21 protein-coding genes are annotated in these 22,062 nt (G+C 70.3%); 8 read left to right on the top strand and 13 right to left on the bottom strand.

Annotated features, from left to right (window positions below; genetic code table 11):
• Positions 1-272: 272 nt before the first annotated feature.
• Positions 273-1,142, bottom strand: coding sequence for an outer membrane protein assembly factor BamD (bamD, locus tag VMS22_14250; GenBank protein ID HXJ35190.1), 870 nt, complete (start codon positions 1,140-1,142; stop codon positions 273-275).
• An 83-nt stretch (positions 1,143-1,225) separates the two neighbouring features.
• Here bamD and VMS22_14245 point away from each other — a divergent pair, with 83 nt between their 5' ends.
• The 6 genes from VMS22_14245 to VMS22_14220 are packed head-to-tail and all read left to right on the top strand — an operon-like array spanning position 1,226 to position 7,816.
• On the top strand, positions 1,226-2,002 hold the full coding sequence (locus VMS22_14245) for a QueT transporter family protein (protein ID HXJ35189.1): 777 nt from the start codon (positions 1,226-1,228) through the stop codon (positions 2,000-2,002).
• Positions 1,999-3,672 carry an energy-coupling factor transporter ATPase gene (locus VMS22_14240; GenBank protein ID HXJ35188.1) on the top strand — a complete coding sequence of 558 codons (1,674 nt, stop codon included), beginning with the start codon at positions 1,999-2,001 and terminating at the stop codon, positions 3,670-3,672. Before VMS22_14245 ends, VMS22_14240 begins: the two co-directional genes overlap by 4 nt.
• Positions 3,669-4,427 (top strand): energy-coupling factor transporter transmembrane component T, encoded by a 759-nt coding sequence (locus VMS22_14235; GenBank protein HXJ35187.1) that lies wholly within the window; start codon positions 3,669-3,671, stop codon positions 4,425-4,427. Before VMS22_14240 ends, VMS22_14235 begins: the two co-directional genes overlap by 4 nt.
• A 37-nt stretch (positions 4,428-4,464) precedes the next feature.
• Positions 4,465-5,721, top strand: coding sequence for a beta-ketoacyl-ACP synthase II (fabF, locus tag VMS22_14230; protein ID HXJ35186.1), 1,257 nt, complete (start codon positions 4,465-4,467; stop codon positions 5,719-5,721).
• Positions 5,718-6,680: an ArsA family ATPase gene (locus VMS22_14225; protein ID HXJ35185.1), complete on the top strand. Its 963-nt coding sequence runs from the start codon at positions 5,718-5,720 to the stop codon at positions 6,678-6,680. Before fabF ends, VMS22_14225 begins: the two co-directional genes overlap by 4 nt.
• Positions 6,677-7,816, top strand: a complete 1,140-nt coding sequence (locus VMS22_14220; GenBank protein HXJ35184.1) for an ArsA-related P-loop ATPase — start codon at positions 6,677-6,679, stop codon at positions 7,814-7,816. The genes VMS22_14225 and VMS22_14220 overlap by 4 nt, the downstream gene beginning before the upstream one ends.
• 15 nt (positions 7,817-7,831) lie before the next feature.
• On the opposite strand, the gene VMS22_14215 is transcribed toward VMS22_14220, so the two are convergent.
• The 3 genes from VMS22_14215 to VMS22_14205 all read right to left on the bottom strand — a co-directional run bounded on the left by VMS22_14215 (position 7,832) and on the right by VMS22_14205 (position 11,731).
• Positions 7,832-8,119, bottom strand: coding sequence for a hypothetical protein (locus VMS22_14215; protein HXJ35183.1), 288 nt, complete (start codon positions 8,117-8,119; stop codon positions 7,832-7,834).
• A gap of 367 nt (positions 8,120-8,486) precedes the next feature.
• A complete protein-coding gene (locus tag VMS22_14210) occupies positions 8,487-10,001 on the bottom strand; it encodes a hypothetical protein (GenBank protein HXJ35182.1) in 1,515 nt (504 codons plus the stop codon).
• Positions 9,998-11,731: a hypothetical protein gene (locus VMS22_14205; GenBank protein HXJ35181.1), complete on the bottom strand. Its 1,734-nt coding sequence runs from the start codon at positions 11,729-11,731 to the stop codon at positions 9,998-10,000. Before VMS22_14205 ends, VMS22_14210 begins: the two co-directional genes overlap by 4 nt.
• 355 nt (positions 11,732-12,086) lie before the next feature.
• On the opposite strand from VMS22_14205, the gene VMS22_14200 reads away from it, so the two are divergent.
• On the top strand, positions 12,087-14,117 hold the full coding sequence (locus tag VMS22_14200) for a protein-disulfide reductase DsbD domain-containing protein (protein ID HXJ35180.1): 2,031 nt from the start codon (positions 12,087-12,089) through the stop codon (positions 14,115-14,117).
• The gene (locus VMS22_14195; GenBank protein ID HXJ35179.1) at positions 14,114-14,749 is read left to right on the top strand and encodes a thioredoxin family protein; all 636 of its coding nucleotides are present in this window, start codon (positions 14,114-14,116) and stop codon (positions 14,747-14,749) included. Before VMS22_14200 ends, VMS22_14195 begins: the two co-directional genes overlap by 4 nt.
• 173 nt (positions 14,750-14,922) lie before the next feature.
• On the opposite strand, the gene VMS22_14190 is transcribed toward VMS22_14195, so the two are convergent.
• The 9 genes from VMS22_14190 to VMS22_14150 form a co-directional block, all read right to left on the bottom strand.
• On the bottom strand, positions 14,923-15,219 hold the full coding sequence (locus VMS22_14190) for a cytochrome C oxidase subunit IV family protein (protein HXJ35178.1): 297 nt from the start codon (positions 15,217-15,219) through the stop codon (positions 14,923-14,925).
• Entirely contained in the window at positions 15,219-15,869 is a 651-nt protein-coding gene (locus tag VMS22_14185; GenBank protein ID HXJ35177.1) for a cytochrome c oxidase subunit 3 family protein, read from the bottom strand. The genes VMS22_14190 and VMS22_14185 overlap by 1 nt, the downstream gene beginning before the upstream one ends.
• A complete protein-coding gene (ctaD, locus tag VMS22_14180; protein ID HXJ35176.1) occupies positions 15,862-17,493 on the bottom strand; it encodes a cytochrome c oxidase subunit I in 1,632 nt (543 codons plus the stop codon). The genes VMS22_14185 and ctaD overlap by 8 nt, the downstream gene beginning before the upstream one ends.
• A complete protein-coding gene (coxB, locus tag VMS22_14175; GenBank protein ID HXJ35175.1) occupies positions 17,490-18,437 on the bottom strand; it encodes a cytochrome c oxidase subunit II in 948 nt (315 codons plus the stop codon). The genes ctaD and coxB overlap by 4 nt, the downstream gene beginning before the upstream one ends.
• The gene (locus VMS22_14170) at positions 18,434-19,228 is read right to left on the bottom strand and encodes an SCO family protein (GenBank protein ID HXJ35174.1); all 795 of its coding nucleotides are present in this window, start codon (positions 19,226-19,228) and stop codon (positions 18,434-18,436) included. The genes coxB and VMS22_14170 overlap by 4 nt, the downstream gene beginning before the upstream one ends.
• Positions 19,225-19,584: a hypothetical protein gene (locus VMS22_14165; GenBank protein ID HXJ35173.1), complete on the bottom strand. Its 360-nt coding sequence runs from the start codon at positions 19,582-19,584 to the stop codon at positions 19,225-19,227. The genes VMS22_14170 and VMS22_14165 overlap by 4 nt, the downstream gene beginning before the upstream one ends.
• Before the next feature lie 100 nt (positions 19,585-19,684).
• On the bottom strand, positions 19,685-20,854 hold the full coding sequence (locus VMS22_14160; protein ID HXJ35172.1) for a hypothetical protein: 1,170 nt from the start codon (positions 20,852-20,854) through the stop codon (positions 19,685-19,687).
• Positions 20,851-21,432 carry a cytochrome c gene (locus VMS22_14155; protein HXJ35171.1) on the bottom strand — a complete coding sequence of 194 codons (582 nt, stop codon included), beginning with the start codon at positions 21,430-21,432 and terminating at the stop codon, positions 20,851-20,853. The genes VMS22_14160 and VMS22_14155 overlap by 4 nt, the downstream gene beginning before the upstream one ends.
• Positions 21,432-21,986 (bottom strand): DUF3341 domain-containing protein, encoded by a 555-nt coding sequence (locus VMS22_14150; GenBank protein HXJ35170.1) that lies wholly within the window; start codon positions 21,984-21,986, stop codon positions 21,432-21,434. The genes VMS22_14155 and VMS22_14150 overlap by 1 nt, the downstream gene beginning before the upstream one ends.
• Positions 21,987-22,062: the final 76 nt, after the last annotated feature.

The raw sequence follows: 22,062 nt of genomic DNA, 5'->3' as shown, positions 1-22,062 counted from the left end.
GCGTCGCGCCGACCGGCGACGCGCGGGCGTGCGGCGGCGTGGCGTCGCTAGGTCGGGGGCAGGGCGGAGGCGCCTGCGAAGCGGCGCGACGAAATGTAGCCCCGAGACGAGCCGCGTGTCCTGTCGCGCGGCGTAGCCGAAGCCGAAGCCCTGCCCCCGACCTCGCGGACCGCTCCGCCGTCACCCCTCCCCGCCGGTCTCGAGCCGGACGAGACGCCGGTCCGACGCGCGAAGCGCCGCGATGAGCCCGTCGTCGAGGACGGAGAGCAGCTTCAGTAGCGCTGGCCGGTCGTGTTGCCCGTGTCGGGATACGCCGACACGGCTTTGGGGACGGCGACGCGATCGGGACGCACGCGCGAGCTGTCGATGAACGCGACCAGCTTTGGTAGGGCCTCGTCGGTCGGAGGCGGGTCGCTGCCGAGCTCCTTGCGGGCTTCCTCGCCGAGCGGGCCCTGCGGGCGTAGCTGCAGGATCGTCTCGTACGCGAGCTTCGCACCCTCGGTCTCCTCGCGGTCCGTGTACGCTGCGCCGAACGTCGCCAGCACGTCGGCGGTCGCGTCGGTCTCGGGGTATTCGGTCAGCAGGCCCCGCAGCCGGCTCTCGGCCGCCCGGATGCTCTTGCGCCGCAGGTAGTAGGTGGCGACCTCGGCCTCGTGCCGTGCGAGCGCTTCGCGGCACTCGCGAATGCGAATGTTGGCACGCTCGGCCCAGGGCGTATTCGGGAACCGGTCGACGATGTTGTGGAACGACGTGAGCGCGTTCTTGATCGCCTGCTGATCGCGATCGGCGGTCGTGTACTGCGCCATGTAGGAGAGGCCGCGGTAGTACTCGACCGACGGCAGGAACGGACTCGTCGGGTGCATGCGCTCGAAGTTGCCGAACGCGGCGATCGCCTCCGGGTAACGATCGGCCTGGTAGTACGCTTGCGCGATCTTCAGCTCCGCCTCCTCGGCGTGGGCGTCGAACGGATACTGGTCGAGGAGGGCCTTGTACTTCTGGACGGCGTAGTCGTAGGCCTCGTCCTCGAACGCCTCGTTGGCCTCGGTCCACAGCTCGTCGGCGGGAAGCGTCGGCTTCTTGCCGGCGCAGCCGAGCGCGCCCGCGACCAGCACGACGGCGACCACCAGGGTACGCAGCGACATGCGAGGCACCTAGAGGATGGCCCACGGGGAGTCAACGCGCGCGAGTTGAAGGAGCACCTGCGGGCGGATAACGGGCGAACCACGTGGCCGGGCTCTTCGCGATGTGGCGCTCGACGCGCATGGTCGTGCTCACCGCGATCTGCGCGGCGCTCTACGCCGCCATCCTCATTCCCTTCAAGGTGGTTCCCCTGATCCCCGGGGTCACCGAGTTCCGGCCGGCCAACGCGGTGCCGATCGTGTGCTCCTTCCTGTTCGGGCCGGCGGGGGCGTGGGGCGCGGCGTTCGGCAACCTGATCGGCGACTTCTTCGGCGGTCTCGGGCCGGGCGACCTGTTCGGCTTCGTGGCGAACCTGGGCTACGGCCTCGTGCCGTACGCGGTCTGGGGCGCCGTGACGGACGCGCCGCCCGTCGGCGGCGGCCCCGTGCGCTGGCTCGGGCTCCTGCTCGTCATCGCGCTCGCGAGCACGCTCTGCGCGACGATCGTCGGCTGGGGTCTGCACACGCTCGGCTTCCATCCGTTCACGGTGCTGGGGCCGCTCGTGCTCGCGAACAACCTCGTCGCGGCGGCGGTCCTGGCGCCGCTCCTCCTGGGCGTCCTGTATCCGCGCATCGCGCGGGCGCGTCTGCTCTTCCGCGATCTGCTGCCGCCGCGCGCGCCGACGTCTCGCGCGCGCCGGGCGCTCGGCGTCGCGCTCGTCGTCGCCGGCACGGTCGGTGGGTTCGCCGCAGGCGAGCTCATCGGGCTCGGACGGTGGACGCCGCCGTGGTCGGTCGTGCACACGACGGGTGGGACGGCGGAGATGGGGCTCGGTCTCCTGCCCATCATCGCGACGGCGGCGGTGGGGCTCGCGCTCCTGTGAGCGCGGGCGTCGAGACGCGCGCGCTCACGTGCCGCTACGACGGGCGGGAGCGTCCGGCGCTCGAGGACGTATCGCTGCGTCTCGGCGCGGGGACGCTCACCCTCGTCATGGGCGCGACGGGCGCCGGCAAGACCACCCTGGCGAGCTGCCTTGCCCGTATCGTGCCCTGCTTCACGCCGGCCACGGTGTCGGGCGAGGTGCGGCTCGGCGACCAGCTCGTCTCCGACCGGACCGTCGGCGATCTCGCGGGCACGATCGGCATGGTGTTCCAGGACTTCGAGGCGCAGCTCTTCTCGACCGACGTCACGCAGGAGGTCGTCTTCGGGCTCGAGCAGATGGGCGTGCCGCCTGCCCGGATGCCCGAGCGGATCGCCGCGGCGCTCGGCGCCGTCGGGCTCACGGGCTTCGAGGGGCGCGATCCGACGACCCTCTCGGGCGGCGAGAAGCAGCGGCTCGCGATCGCGGGGCTGCTGGCACTCGAGCCCGACATCCTGGTGCTCGACGAGCCGACGACGGATCTCGATCCCGTCGGGCGGCGCGAGGTGCTGGGCGTGCTCGACGGCGCGACTGCGCGCGGCCGCACCGTCGTCCTCGTCGAGCACGACACGGTTGCCGCCGAGCGGGCCGACCTCGTCGTGCTCCTGCAGTCGGGTCGGGTGATCGCGGCCGGTCCGCCCGCGCTCGTCCTCGGGGATGCGAAGCGATGCGAGACCGCCGGGGTTCGGCCGCCGGATGCGGCGCGCGTCTTCGCCGCGCTCGGTCTCGCCGATCCGCCGCTCGACGTCGAGACGGCCGCCGATCGCCTGCGGGCTCGCCGCCTCGTGCCAGTGCCGCCGACGGCTCCCGACCCACCGCCGCGCGCGCGCGAGCCGCTCGTGCGGATCGAGCACGTGACGCACCGCTACGGCGACGGACGCGAAGCCCTGCGCGACGTCAGCCTGACCGTCGGCCGCGGCGATCTCCTGGCGCTCGTCGGACGCAACGGATCGGGCAAGACGACCCTCGCGAAGCACATGAACGGGCTCCTCGCGCCCACGGACGGACGCGTCCTCCTGGCCGGGACCGACATCGCGACGCTCTCGCTCGAAGGCGTGGCCGGGCGCGTCGGTTTCGTCTTCCAGGATCCCGACCACCAGCTCTTCGCCGCCACCGTCGCCGACGAGGTCGCGTTCGGGCCCCGCAACCTCGGCCTCGCTGCGGACGAGGTCGCGGCCCGCGTCGACGAAGCGCTGGCCGCAGTCGGCCTGGCGGACCGGTCGGCCGATCCGTTCCTCCTCGACAAGGGCGCGCGGCAACGCCTCGCCGTCGCCTCGGTGCTCGCGATGCGCCCCGAGACCCTCGTCCTCGACGAGCCGACGACGGGCCTCGACCATCCCGAGCAGGTGCGGATGCTCGAGCTCCTGCGCGCACTCAACGCCGCCGGCCGCACGATCGTCATCATCACGCACACGCCCTGGGTGATCGCCGAGTACGCCGAGCGCGTCGTCCTCCTGGCGCAGGGCCGGATCGGCTACGACGGACCGGTGCGCGGGTTCTTCGCCGATCCGGCCCTCGTCGCGCACGCCTCGTTCCGTGCCCCCGACGTGACGCGGCTCGGACAGGCGTTCGGTTGCACGCCGCTCACGGTCGAGGAGCTCCTGGCCTGGATGCCACGCGGGGGACGCTCGTGACGCTCTCGCTCTACGTGCCGACGCCGAGCCCGCTCCACCGATTGCATCCGGTGACGAAGCTCGCGGGGCTGGTCGCCCTCGTGCTGGCGGCCTTCGTCGTCGACGCGCCGGCGTACCTCCTGCCGCTCGGCGCGATCGTGGGCGTGCTGCTCGTCGTGGCGGATGCGCTGCCGGTGGTCCGCCGCTTCCGGACGCTGTTCGTGGTCGTGTTCGTGTTCACGCTCGTCGTGTGGACGTTCTTCTTCAAGACCGTGTTCGTGCCGACCCGCGCGGGCTTCGAGTTCGGCCTCTCGACCGCCATCCGGCTCGACACCTTCCTCGCGACCGGGCTCCTCTTCCTTGCCACCACGCGCGTGGAGGAGATCGCGTACGCCCTCGGACGGCTCGGCGTACCGTACAAGATCGGGTTCGTGCTGACGCTCGCCTTCCGCCTCGTGCCACTCTTCTTCGACGCGGCCGGGACGATCGTCCAGGCCCAGCGCTGCCGCGGGCTTCGCATGGACGAGGGCGGAGTGATCGTCCGCCTGCGCCGGTTCGTCCCCGTCATCGTTCCGGTGTTCGTGGGCGCGCTCCGTCGCGCCGATCGCATGGCGATGGCGCTCGAGCTGCGCGGTTTCAACTCGGGTCGCCCGCGGACGACGTATCTGCGGGCGCGCCCGGCGCGGCGCGATCTCGTCGCCGGTCTCGCCGCGCTCGGCGTGATGGTGAGCTACCTCGCGCTGTGGGCGCACGGGCTCGGCGTGCTCGCACGATGAGTTGACTACCCGCGGGGCGGCCCCTAGCATCGCAACCTTGTACGGCAACGGCAGACGGCGCCGCGTCGTCGTGACGGGCGTCGGGCTGGTCACGCCCCTCGGGACCGGCGCCGAGACGACGTGGAAGGGGTTGATTGCCGGACGATCGGGCGTTCGCCCCGTGTCGCGCTTCGACGCTTCGTACCTGCCGGTGCGCATCGGCGGCGAGGTCCCGGACTTCGAGCCCCTGCAGTGGCTCGAGAAGAAGGACCTCAAGAAGACCGACCTGGTCGTCCAGTACGCGCTCGCGGCGGCGCAGATGGCGGTCGCCGAGGCCGGGCTGCCGGTGCCGTTCGCGCATCCGGCGCGCGCCGGCGTGATCGTCGGCGTCGGCATGGGCGGGGTGTCGAGCATCGAGGAGGCCTACGGCCTCTTCGTACGCAAGGAGTTCCGAAAGGTCTCGCCGTTTTTCATCCCGCGAATCATCCCGAACATGGCCGCTGGCCACGTGGCGATGCGCTTCGGGGCGCGCGGCCCGAACTTCGCCACGACGAGCGCCTGCTCGTCGGGCGCCCACGCGCTCGGCGAGGCCGTGCGTCTCATCCGCGACGGCACCCAGGACGTCATGCTCGCCGGCGGCGCCGAGGCGCCGGTGACGCTGATCGGCGTCGGCGGGTTCGCCGCCATGCGCGCCCTCGCGACCAGCTACAACGACGATCCGACGCGCGCGAGCCGCCCCTTCGACCAGGACCGCGAAGGCTTCGTCATCGCCGAGGGCGCCGGCATGCTCGTGCTGGAGTCGCTCGAGCACGCGACGGCGCGCGGCGCGCGGCCGCTGGTCGAGATCGCGGGCTACGGCGCGAACTGCGACGCCTATCACATGACCCAGCCCGCGCCCGAGGGCGTCGGCGCCGCCGAGTGCATGGCGCTCGCCCTCGAGGACGCCGCGATCGCGCCCGAGGCCGTCGGCTACGTGAACGCGCACGGCACGAGCACGCCGTACAATGACGAGGCGGAGACGCTGGCGGTGAAGCGCGTCTTCGGCGAGCATGCCCGGCGGCTCGCCATCAGCTCGACGAAGTCCATGACCGGCCACCTTCTCGGTGCGGCCGGCGCCGTCGAGGCCGGCATCACCGTGCTGGCGCTCCGCGACTCCGTCCTGCCGCCGACGATCAACCTCGACCATCCCGACGCCGCGTGCGACCTCGACTACGTCCCGCACACGGCGCGTGAAGCGTCGGTCGAGGTGGCGCTCTCCAACTCCTTCGGGTTCGGCGGGACGAACGTCTGCCTCGCGTTCCGGCGCCTGTCGTGACCGCGCCGTTCGCGCGGCGGCTGCACTTCGTCGTCGGCAAGGGCGGGGTGGGGAAGACGACGGTCGCGTGCGCGCTGGCGCGCCTGTTCGCGCGGCGGGGGTTTCGGACGCTCGCGGTCGAGATGGAGGCGGGCGGGCGCCTGCCCGCCGTGCTCGGGGCACCTGCGTCGGTTGGCACGCCGAGCGCGATCGACGCGAACCTCTCCGTGGTCTCGATCGACGGCCGCGCTGCGCTCGAAGAGTATCTCGGCCTCATCATCCCGGTGCGCCGTCTGCTCTCGACCGTGTTCTCGAGCCGCATCTACCAGTACTTCGTGGCCGCGGCGCCGGGGTTGAAGGAGCTGATGACGGTCGGCAAGGTCTGGTACGAGGCGACGCGTCGCGAGGGCACGCGTCCGGCGTGGGACGTGATCGTCGTCGACGCGCCGGCGACCGGTCACGGCCTGCACTATCTCCGCATGCCGCAGGCCGCCCGCGACACGTTCGGGGCCGGGCTCGTCGAGCGCGAGGCGACGAAGGTCGTGGAGCTGTTGCAGGATCCGGCGACGACCGCGGTGCACCTCGTGACGCTGGCCGAGGACATGCCGGTCACCGAGACGCTCGAGGCGCACGCGCAGATCGCCGGCCCGCTCCACCTGCCGATCGGCGCGGTCATCGTGAACCGCATGCACGCGCGTCGCTTCACCGCCGAGGTGATCGAGCGGGTCGAGCGCGCGGCGGAGGCGGCGCACGGCGACGAGCGCACGATCCTCGCCGCGGTCGCCGCGCGCGCGACCGAGGAGAGCGGCTGGGCCGCGATCAACGCGCAGCACGCCGAGCGCTTGCGCGCCGCGCTCGGGCAGGCGTCGATCGTCGAGCTGCCGTACCTCTTCGCCGAGGAGTTCGGCGCCGCCGAGATCGACCTCCTGTCGCGGCACCTCGAGGAGGGTGCGGCCCTACCGGCCGCGCGCCGGGCATGAAGCTCCGCAAGCTCGTCGAGCGCCACCAGGTCGTCATCTCCGCTGGCAGCGGCGGGGTGGGGAAGACGACCGTCGCGGCCTCGATCGCCGTGTGGGGGGCGCTCCAGGGCCGGCGGACGGCCGTGCTCACGATCGATCCGGCGCGCCGTCTCGCGACCTCGCTCGGTCTCGAGACGCTGGGTCACGAGCCGCGCGAGATCCCCCGCGAGCTCTTCGTCGCCCAGGGGCTCGAGCCGCGCGCGCCACTCTCCGCGATGATGCTCGACCAGAAGGGCGCGTGGGACGCGCTCGTCGAACGCCACGCGCCGCCCGAGGCGCGCGCCCGCATCCTGGGCAACGCGTTCTACCAGCACCTGTCGCAGACCTTCGCCGGCTCGCAGGAGTACATGGCCATCGAGCAGCTCTGCGTGCTGGTCGAGAGCGGGGCCTACGACCTCATCGTGGTGGACACACCGCCGACGCGCCACGCGCTCGACTTCCTCGAAGCGCCGCGCCGGATCGACGACTTCCTCGATCGCAGCGTGATCAAGTGGTTCGTGCGGCCCTACTGGAGCGCCGGCTGGTCGGCGCTGCGCGCCGTCAACCGCACGGCGGGCTTCCTCCTGCATCGCCTCGAGCAGGCGACCGGCGTCGCCGCGCTCGCCGAAATATCGGATTTCTTCGCCAGCATGAGCGGGCTCTTCGAGAACTTCCACGTGCGCATCGAGCGGGCCTACGAAGTGCTGCGGGGCCCCGGGACGGCCTTCGTCGTGGTGTCGAGCCCGGAGGAGCAGGTGCTGGGCGACGCGGAGTACCTGGCCGGGAAGATGGCGGAGCTCGGCATGCCGCTCAAGGGCGTCGTCATGAATCGCGTGCATCCGGAGCTCCGCGCGAGCGCGCGCGGCGACGTCGTCGATCCGGACGACGCGACCGAGATGGAGCGGCTGCTGGCTCGCGCCGTCGGCGCCGCGGAAGCGGCGGCGCTCGCCGCCAACTTTGCCGACTACCAGGCGCTCGCGCGCGGGGAGCAGCTCCGCACCGAGCAGTTCCGCAGCGAGCTGCCGCGGGCGATCCCGTTCGTCGAGGTCCCGAACTTCGCGCGCGACGTGCACGACCTCGCGTCGCTCGCCGCGATGCACGCGCACCTGTTCGCGTAATCGGCCGCTGCGCGTCTAGGCCTTCGACAGCGCGCCCTTGACGAGGGCGACGGCGAGGAGGACCACCACGCCGCCGACTCCCCCGCTCGCGACCTGGCCGAGGATCGAGCCGAGGCCGCCACCTGCGTCCAGGGTGGCGAAGAGCCCGAGGGCGTGCAGCAACGAGCCGCCGATCCCGACGCCGAAGATGCCGGCCAGCGAGTTGCCGACGATGCCGAGGCTCCGTTGCGGGATGGCGCCCGCCGCGAGGTTGCCGCCGACCGCACCACAGATGAGCGGGACGAGCAGGTTCGTAAAGTCCACTTCGCCTCCTCGGGAGGGTTGCTCGGGCTAGCCCGATGCCGGCTTCTCGGTCGACGAGGCAGATACGCCTCGCTCTCTGTGGGCGTCAAGCCGCCGCACGACCCGGTCGTCGGGCTCCGCTGTGACGCAGGGCGTGCGAAGCTACGCCTTCATGTGGGCGAAGGAGGGGCTCGCCCCTACGGGATCTCCTCGCGAACAGGTTTGTGCGGGCTTTTCGTCGACGGCGGCAGATACGCCTCGCACGCACTGAGCGTGAAGCCGCCACACGGGAAGCGCCGAGAAGCGTACGGCGGCGTGCCGTTGCGACTACCCCAACACGCCCGACGGTTCGCCGCGCGCTGAAGCCGACGGCGGAGCGCGAGATCGCTCAATTGCTGGGCCGGGGTACGAGGTAGTCGAACCCCGCGGTGGGCCCCGTTGCTCGGTGGGCGAAACGTTTGGCGATTCCGTAGTTCTCCCGCAAGGGCGTCAGCAGCTCGCGAGCGACCGGGTAGCCACCTGAAAGGAAATTGATCGGGACTATGACCGAGTCGAACTCGCGCGCCGCGAGCGCGTCCTGGAGAATTTCCGGCGAAAGCTTGCCGCTCTGGAATAGCAGCGCGTACAGGTAGGGATCGTTGACGCAGATTTCTCCTGGCAGCGGGTAGCCGATGCCGGGGTAGTAGAGGTTGAGGATCTTGGGCGAATCACCTGAGATCTGCCGAATGTCGGCCGCGTCCTTCTCGGCTTGCTCCGCGGCCCGACGATTACCTTCGGGCGTGGCAAAGGTGTAGCTCATCGGATTACCGCGCGTCAGGAGGAGCTCGGTGCCCGCGGCTACGATCATCACGGCCGAGACCGTGATCGCGAATCGCCGCCCGCCGAACGCCGCTGCGACCTCGCGACCGGCGAACACCATCAATGCGAGCGAAGCGAACTCCCACTCGTGGAAGTAATTCGCCGCCGCGCCTAGCTTGCCGAGCGTCGCGAGCAACACCGCGGCCGACGCGATCCAGTAGATCACGAAGGGCGACTCCGTGAAGGCTCCACGACCACGGCGTGCGACGAGGACAGCGAGCATCGTCAGACCGAACACCAAGTTGAGCATCGCTACCGGTTGCCACAACATCTCCCTCCACAGCCATCGGAAGATCGCGCCGCTCATCGGGTTCTGCGGCGCCGTCCAGATCGAGAACCAGAAGCCGTCGCCCCACTTGAGTTGCGCGAGGAGAGCGAACGCGCCCAGCAGTGAGACGAGCAGGATACTCAAGGCGAGTCCGCGGCGGCGGTTCGCGAGCAGCATGAAGGCGACGCACGCGGCGCTCGCCGCAACCATCGATTGCTTGGACGCGATGGCGAGCACGCAGCAGAGCGCGCTGGGTAGGATCCAAGCAGATCTCACGCGAGCTCGGTCCGCGCACAGCACCGCTACGAACGCGAACATCACGCCGAGGAAGTCGCCCTTGAGGATCGCCGCGTTGCTGCACACCGGTCGCACCAGGAAAAACGCGCCGAGTGCGAGTGCCGCGAGCGAGCTCTCGCCCTCGCGGACGACGAAGAGCAGCGCGACGAGCAGCAGCACGCAACTCAGATTGACGATGCGCCCGGCGAGGAACGGACGCTGCGGATCGCTCGGCATCGTCGCGCTGATCGCGTGATACAGCGGCGTGTACATCGTGATCCAGAAAGGAGCGTGCGCGTACACCGCCGGGTCGTAGGGATTCCGGTCGTCACGCAACAACTCGATCGTACGCAGGCTCGGCGTTTCGTACACCAGGTCGTACTTGGCCGCGAGTTCGTCACGCCACGAAGGGACCGCGCGGCCGAGTGACAGTGCGCACACCACCAGTGCGCCGATCCAAAGGATCCGCTCGGACTTGACGTCGAGCGGCGGGGCGCTCATCGGGGCCCAGACGTGGAGGGCCGTCGGCGACCAATCGTGCGCACAGTTCCGTCGCGCGACATCGCGACTAGCGCGAGCCAGAGAACGAACGCGACCGCGGAGACGGCCACCCCCAGGCGGCGCATCGGCGTCATGTGAAAGCGTGCTTCGATTACGCCGTCGCGCACGGGTGGTACCGTCACGCGCAGCAGGCCGGCCGGATCCTTGTCCGTCTCGACCGGCTGTCCGTCGAGGGTGACCCGCCAGCCGGCAGGGAAGAAGTACTGTGGCACGACCACGGACGCGCCCTGTTCCGTTGTGACCCGGACCCGGATCCAGCCCTGCCCCCGATCGATCGACGCCCTCTCGCACTCGGGGATGCAGCGCAGCTCACGCGGGACCGTTCTTGCACGGAACGCCTGCGCATCGGGCGGTAGCCACTCGCCGGCGAGATCCGGTACAAAAAAAATACCCCGAAGGTCCGCGCCGTCATGTACGACCGGGTACCGGATGAGGGGTCCAGGCGTGAGCCCGACCGCCGCCCACCAGAGCAAGGCCAGGATCCCGCCCCCTGCAACGACGCGAGGCAACAGGGGTTGGCAGCCCGCGAGCATCGCGGTTGCCACGGTCAGCGCGACGAGCAGCCGCCACGGGAACTGAAGCAGCCGGAGGAGAGGTAGCCGCTCCCAGACGAACTGCGATGCCGGTGTCATCAGGAACATGCTGAGCGCGGTGACGGTCCAAAGGAGCCCGACGAGGCGTCGCTGTGTCGATCTATGCTCACCGCGCCGTACACCAAGCATTACGAGACCGACGATCGCGAGCGCCGGGACGACCGGCTCGAGGTCGACCGACACGAACGTGAGGCGGCCCTCCCAGCCCAAGAGCTGACGCGCATCGATGAAATGGTACCCGTAGTGGTATGGACCGTAGGCGACGCGATCGCCGCTCGCGAGCGACCACTCGAACGCAACGGGAAACCAGTAGAAGGCGACCAATCCCATTCCGAGCAGCAGCGCTCCCACCGCCGAAAGGCCGCGGTGCCAGGCTCCGAGCGCCGCCGCGTACCAGAGCGTCGCGAGCGTAAGGAAGCCATAGCCGATGAGACCGACGCCTGCGTGTAAGACGACCAGTGCACCGCTCGCAAGGGCGAGCGCGCTCCAGGAGCGCGGGCGAGCGTCCTCGAGCCACCGTGTGAGCGCGCAGAGCGCAATGGGCAACGTCATCATGGCGGCGTACTCGGAGAGATCGCCACGGACATAGATCTCGAGACGTGGATAGTGGGAGAGAAGGAGCGCCGACCCGGCGAGCACACCAGCCACACCACCGAAGCGCGCACGGACGAGTGCGGCGGTGGCGAGGAAGCCCGCGAGCGAAAAGAGCCAGAGCGCGCCGCCGAGCGCTTCCCTCGCGGTCGAGAAAAACAACGTGAACGCGCTTGCGACGTAGAAGAAGCCGGGCTGGTAGTACCCGAAGTACGGGCTCCCGAGGCCGCCGCGGAAGTCGCTCGCCCACTGCGGGAAGGGCTGGCCAGCCCGGAGACAGTCGACGAACTCGACGAGCCGGTAGATGTACGATGCTCCCTCGTGGTTCCAGTGCAACAGATCCGGCGGGGCCCTGAAGAACAACCACGTGAGCCAAGTCGAGAGCACGGCGCCCCAAAGCATCGTCGCGAGGGCGAGCACGCGCTCGCTCGGATCGCGCGCCGACAGGTAATCGAGCGACGGCTCGGCGCCGGTCCGTACGTGCACTGCGGGCCGCGCTGTAGCCCTGGGGAACTCTCGGTGTCAACCATGGGGCTCCGTCCCCCCGCAGAGGCCGTCGCTCAGAGGGTCTTCACCAGTGTCTTCATGTCGGCGACGTTGGGGCTCGCCGGGGCCTTCCATCGCGGTCGCCGTGCCCTTCGGGATCGCCTTGCGGCCGGAGAGCGAGCCGACCCTGACGGCCGACACAATGAAGAGGACGGCCCCGAGGATCGTCTGCGATCGTGTGGGGCGCATCGTCGCCGTGGACGCCGTCGACCGTGCGTCAACCCTGTGCTGCCCGGGTCGTTGGATTTCGGGACTGGACCGAGTTCCGAAATTGCGACCTAAATGGCGCACCGGAATGCCTCGAACCCTCCTCGCGCTGCTCGGCCTCGCGCTGGCGTCGGCACGGGCGCTGTCCGCGCCCGTCGTCGCGCCGCACGTGCAGGTCGAGCTGGTAGCGGACCGCGCCTCGATCCAGCCCGGCCACGCCGCCGCCGTCGGCCTCCGGTTCGCGCTCGAGCCCGGCTGGCACGTGTACTGGCGCAATCCGGGTGACTCGGGGGAAGCGCCGAGTGTCGAGTGGACGCTCCCTCCCGGCTTCAGCGCGGGCCCGATCGAGTGGCCGACACCCGAGCGCATTCCGGTGGGACCGCTCACGAACTTCGGCTACGAGGGCGTAGCGTTGCTGCCGGTGACGCTGCGCGTTCCGGCCGATCTCCCGAGCTTCGGCACGGTCGACATCCGCGCCAAGGCGACGTGGCTCGTGTGCGACCGTGACGAGTGCATCCCGGGCTCGGCCCCGCTCTCGCTCCGACTCCCCGTCGCCGGCGGGGCGCCGGGGCCGACCGACGCGACGCCGCTGTTCGACGCGACGCGCGCGCGGCTTCCGGCGGCGGTTCCCCCAGGCTGGCAGCTCTCCGCGGACGCGAGCCCGGAGGCGATCACGCTGGTCGCGCGAGGCGTCACCGGCGCCCTCGACCCGCGGCCGCTCTTCTTCCCGTTCGCGCGCGAAGCGATCGAGCACGCCGAGCCGCAGGAGGTGACGCTCTCGCCGGACGGCTTCCGCCTCGATCTGACGCCGTGGAGCGGCGCGCGCTCGCCGCTTGCGGCCGTTGCGGGCGTGCTCACGGTCGGCGGGCATGCGTACGCGATCGACGTCGCCGTCGGCACCGCGGGTCTCGCGCTCATGCCGCTCGTGCTCGCGTTCGCGGGCGGGCTGCTCCTGAACCTCATGCCCTGCGTGTTCCCGGTGCTGGCCCTGAAGGCGCTCGGTCTCGTCGGGCTCGCCGGCGAGGCGCAACGGGACGTGCGTGTGCACGGGATCGTCTACGCGCTCGGGGTGCTGGTGTCGTTCTGGGCGCTGGCGGGCGTGCTGCTCGCGGTGCGCGCGGGCGGTGCGCAGCTCGGCTGGGGCTTCCAGCTCCAGAGCCCGGTCGTGGTGGCGTTGCTCGCGACGCTGTTCTTCTGGATGGCACTGACGCTCCTCGACGTCTCGCCCGTCGGTGCCTCGCTCATGGGGCTCGGGAACCGGCTCGCCGCCGGCGGCGGGTACCGGGCGTCGTTCTTCACGGGCGTGCTCGCGACCGTCGTCGCGACCCCGTGCACCGCGCCGTTCATGGGCACCGCGCTCGGCTATGCGCTGGTGCAGCCGCCGGCCGTCGCGCTCGGCGTGTTCACGAGCCTCGGCCTCGGGCTCGCGCTGCCGTACGTCGCCATCACGCTCGTGCCGGCGATCGGCGCGCGGCTGCCGCGGCCGGGCGCGTGGATGGAGACGTTGAAGCACGTGCTGGCGTTTCCACTCCTGGCGACCGTCGTGTGGCTCGTCTGGGTCGTGAGCCTGCAGGCGGGACCCGCCGGCGTGCTCGCGGTGCTGACGGCGATCCTCCTGGTCGCGCTCGCGATGTGGATCACGGGGCGCCGGCCGCGCGGCCGATCGCGGCTTGTCGCGGGAACCGCCGTCGCCGGCGCGCTCGGCGTCCTCGCGACGATCGTGCCCACGGCGATGGTTCCCAGCGCCGGCGGCGCGCTCGCCTGGGAGCCGTACTCGGCGGAGCGCGTCGGCGAGCACCTGCGCGCCGGCCGGCCCGTGTTCGTCGACTTCACGGCGGCCTGGTGCGTCACGTGCCAGGTGAACGAGCGGCTCGCGCTCGCGACGCCCGCCGTCACGGCCAAGATGAAGGCCATGGGCGTCGTGCCCATGCGCGCCGACTGGACGCGGCCCGACCCCGACATCGCGCGGGCGCTGCAGCGCTTCGGGCGCGACGGCGTCCCGCTCTACGTCCTGTACACGGGGCGCGAGAAGGACCCGCCCCGCATCCTCCCGCAGATCCTCACCACCGAGACGGTTCTGACCGAGCTCGATCAACTCGAGAGAAGGAGCCCCACATGAAGAGCGCATCGAAGACCATCCTCGCCGCCGCGGTCCTGGCCGCTTCGACCATCGCCGGCGCGCCGCGCACCATCGCCGCGACCGAGGTCGCGCGCGTCGGCGAGCCGGCGCCCGACTTCGCCGTCGTCGACACCAAGGGCGCGACCCGCCACCTGTCCGACTTCAAGGGCAAGGTCGTCGTGCTCGAATGGCACAACCAGGGCTGCCCGTTCGTGAAGAAGCACTACGGCAGCGGCAACATGCAGCGCCTGCAGAAGGAGATCACCGCGCAGGGCGGCGTGTGGCTGACCGTCATCTCGTCGGCGCCGGGCAAGCAGGGATTCGTCACGCCCGCCGAGGAGGACGCCTACCTCGCCGCCGAGAACGCCGTGCCCACGGCGGTCCTGCTCGACGGCGACGGCAAGGTCGGCCGCCTCTACGGCGCGAAGACGACGCCCCACATGTACCTGGTCGATGCGAAGGGCGTCCTCGTCTACGCGGGCGCCATCGACGATCGCCCGAGCGCCGACGCCTCCGACGTCGACGGCGCGAAGAACTACGTGCTCGCCGCCTACCAGGAAACGACCGCCGGCAAACCCGTCACGGTCGCCACGACGGCGCCGTACGGCTGCTCGGTAAAGTACGGCGATTGACGCGCGCCGAACTCGGCGTCGATCGCACATCGCCAGGGTGGGCGAGGGCGCCGGGTGGGGGCGCCGGCGATTTCCGCAGCGCGGGGGGCGGCGGGGCGGCCGGGGCGGGGGTGCGCGAGGATCATGAGCCGGCGCCCCCACCCGGCGCCCTCGCCCGCCCGCACATGCCGAGATCAGCCCACCGCGACGCGCGTCAGGAAGTCGGACAAGGTGAAGCCGATCAGGATCACGAGCCACGCGAAGCCGCCCGCTGCGAGCGCCCACACCAGGCGCGGCCCGTAGAAGACGTGCATGAAGAACAGCACGACGAGCGTCGCCTTGGTCACGGCGATCCCGAGCATGACGACGTTGTTGAGCGCCCCCAGGTCGACGAAGGCGACCGCGACGGTGATGCCCGTCAAGACGACCAGGGCGGTGAACACGGCGAAGTAGACGCCGAGGGTCGGGCCGGGGTGGGCGGAGTCGCTCATCAATGTCTCCCGATGAGGTAGAGGAGCGGGAAGAGGAAGATCCACACGATGTCGACGAAGTGCCAGTAGAGCCCGACCACCTCGACGGGCGCGTAGTAGGCCGGGCCGAAGCGGCCGCGCCGCGCGTCGATGATGAGCCAGGTGAGCAGGCCGAAGCCGACCAGCATGTGGAGCGCGTGGAAGCCGGTCATCGCGAAGTAGAGCGAGTAGAAGATCTGCACGTGCTGCGCGCCCTCGCCGTGCCAGACGAACCCGGGGCCCGGGACCAGGTGGTCGACCCACTTGCCGTGGTACTCGACCGCCTTGATGCCGACGAAGACGCCGCCCAGGAGGAGCGTCATCAGGAGCCACGCCATGAGCGGCCGGCGCTTGCCATGCTCGGCCGACCAGACGCCGAGCGCCATGGTGAGCGAGCTCGCGATCAGCACCGCGGTGTTGATCGTGCCGAGCGTGATGTCCAGGTGGTGCGAGCCGTCGTGGAAGGCGTGCGGGTAGAGCACGCGATACACCGTGTACGTCACGAACAGGCCGCCGAAGAACATGATCTCGTTCACGAGGAACGCCCACATGCCGAACGCCACGGCGCGACGCTGCTGGCCGGTGTCGTCGAACTGATGGGCGAGCGGCTGCGCGTCCGACAGGCTATGCAACGGCGGCCTCCGGCGCAGTCACGCGCGCCCCGTCTGGGCCGTAGTCGTACGCGTCGGCCGTGACGACCGGCGTCGTCTCGAAGTTCTCGGTCGGCGGCGGCGAGGGCGTCTGCCACTCGAGCCCGGCCGCGTTCCACGGGTTCGCCGGCGCTCTGGCGCCGTAGCGGAGCGACCACAGGAAGTAGCAGAGCGGGAGCAGATAGCCGATGCCCAGGATCGACGCGCCGGCGGTCGAGAACACGTTCAGCACCTGGAACTCGTCGGGATACGAGTGATAGCGCCGCGGCATGCCGAGGTAGCCGAGGATGAACTGCGGGAAGAACGTGAGGTTGAAGCCGAGGAAGATCACGAGGCCCGATACCTTGGCGAGCGCCTCGGGATACATGCGGCCGGTGATCTTCGGCCACCAGAAGTGGACGCCGCCGAGATACGCCATGATCGTCCCGCCCACCATGATGTAGTGGAAGTGCGCGACCACGAAGTACGTGTCGTGCACGTGGACGTCGAGGCCGAGCGCGGCGAGGAAGAGGCCGGTGAGGCCGCCGATCGTGAACAACCCCATGAAGCCGAGCGCGTAGAGCATCGGCGACTCCCACGCGATCGAGCCGCGGTAGAGCGTCGCCGTCCAGTTGAAGACCTTGATCGCGGACGGGATCGCGACGAAGAACGACAGGAACGAGAACACGAAAGCCGCGTACTGCGATTGCCCGGACACGAACATGTGGTGTCCCCACACGAGGAAGCCGAGCAGCGCGATCATGAGGCTCGACGCGGCGATGAAGCCGTAGCCGTAGATGCGGCGGCGCGCGAAGCACGTGACCACTTCCGAGATCACGCCCATGCCGGGCAGGATCATGATGTAGACGGCCGGGTGCGAGTAGAACCAGAAGAGGTGCTGGAAGAGGATCGGGTCGCCGCCGAGGGCTGGATCGAAGATGCCGATGTGGAGCCCGCGCTCGAGGCCGACCAGCGCGACGGTGATCGCGATCACGGGGGTGCCGAGCACCATGATGAGGCTCGTCGCGTAGTGCGCCCACACGAACAGCGGCAGGCGGAACCACGTGAGCCCCGGCGCGCGCATGGTGTGGATCGTCGCGATGAAGTTGAGACCCGTGAGGATCGACGAGAAGCCCGTGATGAAGATGCCGATCGCGGTCGGAATGACGTTGGTCGCCGACGACGCGGTCGAGTACGGCGTATAGAACGTCCAGCCCGTGTCGACGCCGCCCGTGATCATCGCGAACAGCGTGAACAGGGCGCCCACGACGTAGAGGTACCAGGAGAGGAGGTTCAGGCGCGGGAACGCCAGGTCGCGCGCACCGATCATCATGGGGATCAGGAAGTTCCCGAGCACCGCGGGGATCGACGGGATGAGGAAGAAGAACACCATCACGACCCCGTGCATGGTGAAGAGCTTGTTGTAGGTGTCGGCCTGGACGAAGTCGCCCTGGGGCGTCAGCAGCTCCAGGCGAATGCCGACCGCGAACAGCCCACCCAGGATGAACATGACGGTGATCGAGCACAGGTAGAGGATCGCGATGCGCTTGTGGTCGGTCGTGAGCAGCCACGAGCGCACCCCGTAGTCGACGTTGAGGTAGTGTCTGCGTCCCTCGGGCTCGCTCATGATCCACCCTCGCCCGCCTTGAGCGATTTCACGTACGCGATGAGCCGCATGACGTCCTCCTCGGAGAGGAGCCCCTGGAAGGTCGGCATGACCGACTTGTAGCCGGCGACGATCTGCGCGTTCGGGTCGAGGATCGATTCGCGCAGGTAGCCCTCGTCGGCCGTCAGCGTCTGGCCCGAGGCGAGCATCACGGTCTTTCCGAACACGCCCTGGAGCGCCGGCCCCTGGCCGCTGCCGTCGGCGCGGTGACAGGTGCCGCACCCCTGGGCGCGGAAGATGCCTTCGCCGGCGACCTCGATCGGCACGTTCGCCCCGGCCTGTCGCCCGCCGAGCCAGGCCTCGAACGCGGCCGGCTCCATCGCGACGATCCGCCCGATCATGCCCGAGTGCAGCGTGCCGCAGTACTCGGCGCAGAAGAGATGGTACGTGCCGGGCTTCGTCGCCTCGAACCAGACGCGCGAGTACCGGCCCGGGACCGCGTCCTGCTTCACCCGGAACTCGGGCACGTAGAAGCTGTGGATGACGTCCTCCGAGGTCATGAGGAGCTTCACCGCCCGCCCCACGGGCACGTGCAGCTCGTTGATCTCGCGCCGGCCCTCCATGTGCTGCAGCTTCCACATCCACTGCTTGCCGACGACGTGCACCTCGAGCGCGTCGTCGGGCGGCCGCTGCATCGTCGCGAAGATCGACGCCCCCCAGAAGAAGACGATCATCGCGAGCACGAACGGGATCGCCGTCCACAACCCCTCGAGCGCGAGCGAGCCGTGGATGTCCGGCACGTGGTCGCCGCCGGGGCGGCGCCGATAGCGGATCATGAAGACGACGATCAGCCCCGCGATGAGGAGCGAGAAGAAGAGCGAGAGCCCGATCAGGAAGAAGAGGAGGGCGTCGACCTGCGGCGCGATGGTCGACGCCTGCTCGGGGAAGAGGCGGAAGCCGATCATGCCGCCGCGCCTCGCAGGCGTTCGCGCCGCAGCCACCAGCCGATCGCGGCGCCGAGCGCGACGATCGTCACGACGCCGCCCGCTCGCACGGCGTCGAGCGCGAGCCGGCTGTAGCGACCCGTCGCCGGGTCGTAGTGGAAGCAGAAGAGCAGGAGCTGGTCGACGACCGTGCCGATCTTGTTGGCCGACGCCTCGACCATCGCGAGCCGCAGGTCGCGCGGCGCGTACTCGACGCCGAAGAAGTAGCGCGTGATGCGTCCCTCGGGCGTGAGCAGCACGATGCCGCTCGCGTGCGCGTACTGGTGGTGCGCCTCGTCGTAGGTGGCTCGGAATCCGATCGCGTCGGTCAGGGCCTTGATCGATGCCTCGCCGCCGGTGAGGAAGTGCCAGCCCGCCTCGGCGCCGGGACGCCGGTACTCCGCGAGGTACGCCTCCTTCTTCTTCGCCGCCGCTTCCGGTCCGTCGGTCGGGTCGAAGCTGAACGTGACGACGGTGAACTCCTTCCCGATGTCGAACGGGAGGGCGCGGAGCGCGCTCACGACGCCGTTCTGCACGAGCGTGCACAGCATCGGGCACGTGTAGTAGGCGGGGACGAGCAGCAGCGGCTTCCCGAGGTACTCGCGCAGCGTGACCGCGCGTCCCGTCTCGTCGCGCAGCGGCGCATCGACCGGCACGCGGTCGCCGAGCCGCTGCGCGAACGCGACGTCGCGCAGGGCCGCCGGCCGCTCCTCGCCGGCGTGGGCGGCCCAGGGGGCGACGAGCAGGAGCGCCAGGCCGACGAGGAGCTTCACGGCTTCCCCTCCGCCAGCATCAGCTCCATCGCGCGCGCGACGGGGATGCGCACCCGGCCCTCGTCGCGGTCGATCCAACCGTAGGTGTCGAGCAGCTTCTGGTCGCGGGCGCGCAGCTCGGCGAGATCGCGCCGCGGATTGTCCTGCAGGCGCGGCGCCGGCGGCTCCTGTCGCCCGTACGACGCCGCGAGCGGGCTCGCAGGCGGGCTTTCCTCGGTTTCACGCGCGACCAGCCCGCGATTGAGCACCCACATGAGCACGAAGGTTCCGACGATGACGGCGAGGAGGGCGAAGGCCGCCGCCACGACCGGCCGGAACGAAACGTCTCGCTCCTCGTAACCCGCCCCGGTACTCACGCCGCCTCCGGTCGACAGGGGGTTCCCAAGGCGAACCCCCACAGGAGGGCCCCCGTGCGCGCGGCGCCTGCGGCGCCGTGCTCCGATGGGCGTCGGCGGCTCACGCCGCCTCCCCTTCGAGCGGGAGTGAGGGGTCGTGGATCGGGACGAGGGAGTGGCCGGCGAGCTGGCGGATGGCGAGGCCGATGAAGAGGCCGCCGACGGCGGCGAACGCCGCGACGTCGAGCCAGTGCAGGGTGAGGCCGGTCGACTGGAATGCCGGCGCGATCATCCAGAAGACGTCGAAGTAGCGCGCCACGAGCATCGCGGCCGCGATGACGGCGAGCTGCATGGGGCGCCGCTTCACGCTGCGCAGCAGCAGGATCATGAACGGCAGCGCGAAGTGGAAGATCACCAGCCCGATCGTGACGAACCGCCAGCCGCCCCGCGTGCGCGCCAGGTACCAGGGGATCTCCTCGGGCAGGTTCCCCGACCACGTGATGAGGAACTGCGAGAAGTTGAAGTAGGCCCACAGCATCATGAACGCGAGCAGGAGCTTTCCCAGGTCGTGGAACTGATCGGGCGAGATGGCGTCCGCGATGCGCGTGCCGTCGCGGGCGATCGCCGAAAGCACGATCGCCAGCGCGAGCGCCGTCAGCGCCGAGCCGGCCATGAAGATGACGCCGTAGATCGTCGAGCTCCAGTGCGGCTCGAGCGACATCATCCAATCGATGGCGGCGAAGGTCATCGTGAGGCCCATGAGCAGGAGGCCGCCGCGGGAGATCAGCTCGAGGCGCTCGGTCGGCAGGGCGTCGGTGCTCGCGTCCTGTGCCTCCGACCAGCGCAGCAGCGCACGGGCGAGCAGGAACCACGCCGCGAAGTAGAAGGCCGTGCGCGCGAGGAAGAAGGGGACGTTCAGGTACGGCTCCTTGTGCTGCAGGAGCGCGTCGTGCGCCACGTCCTCGGGTCGGGCCCACTCGTAGAGGTGCGGCAGCCCGAGCGCGATCGGCAGGAAGAGCAGCACGAGCACGGGCAGGAGCCGCACGGTGGCTTCGAGGAAGCGCCGGATCGCGACGCCCCACGCGCCACCCGTCACGTGGTTGATGGTGAGGAGGGCGAGCGAGCCCAGCGCCGCGCCGGTCCAGTAGACGTAGGCGACGAGGTACGACCGGAAGAACTGCGTGCGATCGACCAGGAGCCCGAGCAGGCACGCGATCGCCGCGACGCCCGCGAGCCGGAGCGCCGCGCGTCCGATGCGATGGAGCGGGTGGTCGTCCGGCAGGCGGATCACGGGTGTGCCTCCGCCGGCGGCGCGTCGAGCTGTGGCCGCGCCGCCGCCGGAACGTCGGCGAGCGTCGCGTGCTGGCTGCGCTGCAGCACGCGGATCCATTCGGCGATCGCCCAGCGATCGTCCACCGGGATCTGCTGCGCGTAGCTCGGCATCACGCCGAACCCCTGCGTCATGGTCTCGACGAAGTAGCCGTCGGCGACATCGCGCAGGCGATCCTGGTGGAAGGTCGGCGGCGCCTTGAAGCCGCGCTCGACGATCATGCCGGCGCCGTTGCCGACCCGGTCGTGGCAGGGCGAGCAGTAGATGTCGTAGCGCTCGCGTCCGCGAAGGAACACGGCCTCGGTCCGCGGGAGGGGATTCGCGACGTAGGTATCGCCGGCCTTGCCGGTCGCGCGGCCGCGGTCGAGATCGAGCGCGCCCCGGGGGATCGTTCCGGCGACGACCGGCCGCGAGGTGCGCCCGTCGGCGAAGAACGGGCTCGGCCGCAGCGGCTTGTACTTCGGCTGGTCCTGCATGTCGCGCCGGCAGGCGCCGAGCGCGAGCAGGCCCACGGCGAGCGCGATCCGGCGTCCGGTCATCAGTGCTCCACCTCGGAGACCTGGCGCGGAACGAAGCGCTCGAGAAAACGCCGCGTGTGCTCGCGGTCGAAGAGGGGATCGGTCGCCTCGATGCAGAGGAAGAAGCGGCTCCGCGTCGAGAGCGCGAAGCGCGGCACGTTGAAGACCGGGTGATACGGCATGGGCAGGCCGTTGAGGGCCAGCATGCCGAACACGGTGGTGAGCGCGGCGCCGAGGATCGTCGTCTCGAAGGTGATCGGGATGAAGGCCGGCCAGCTGTGGAGCGGCCGCCCGCCGACGTTGATCGGGTAGTCGACGACCGACGTCCAGTACGCGAGCGCGTAGCCCGACAGCATGCCGACGATGCCGCCGATCAAGACCAGCAGCGGCAGCCGGTTGTGATGCTCGTGCATCGCCTCGGCGACGGCCTCGACGGGGAACGGCGTGTACGCGTCGAAGTGCCGATAGCCCGCCTGGCGCGTCGCCTTCACCGCGTCGACGAGCTCGGTCACGTCGTCGAACTCGGCCATGAGGCCGTGGATGGGCGGGCGCTTCGAACGGGTGGCCGGAGTCATGCGAAGGTCTCGTTTGAGAGCGGGTGCGCTCCGCGCACCCGCGCACGTGCCCCCGTGCGCGCGGCGCCTGCGGCGC

The organism is Candidatus Eisenbacteria bacterium (assembly GCA_035577985.1).
Taxonomy (GTDB): Bacteria; Desulfobacterota; Binatia; order DP-6; family DP-6; genus DATJZY01.
The sequence above is the reverse complement of the archived record's forward strand: the minus strand, read 5'-3'. Positions and strand labels throughout refer to the sequence as shown.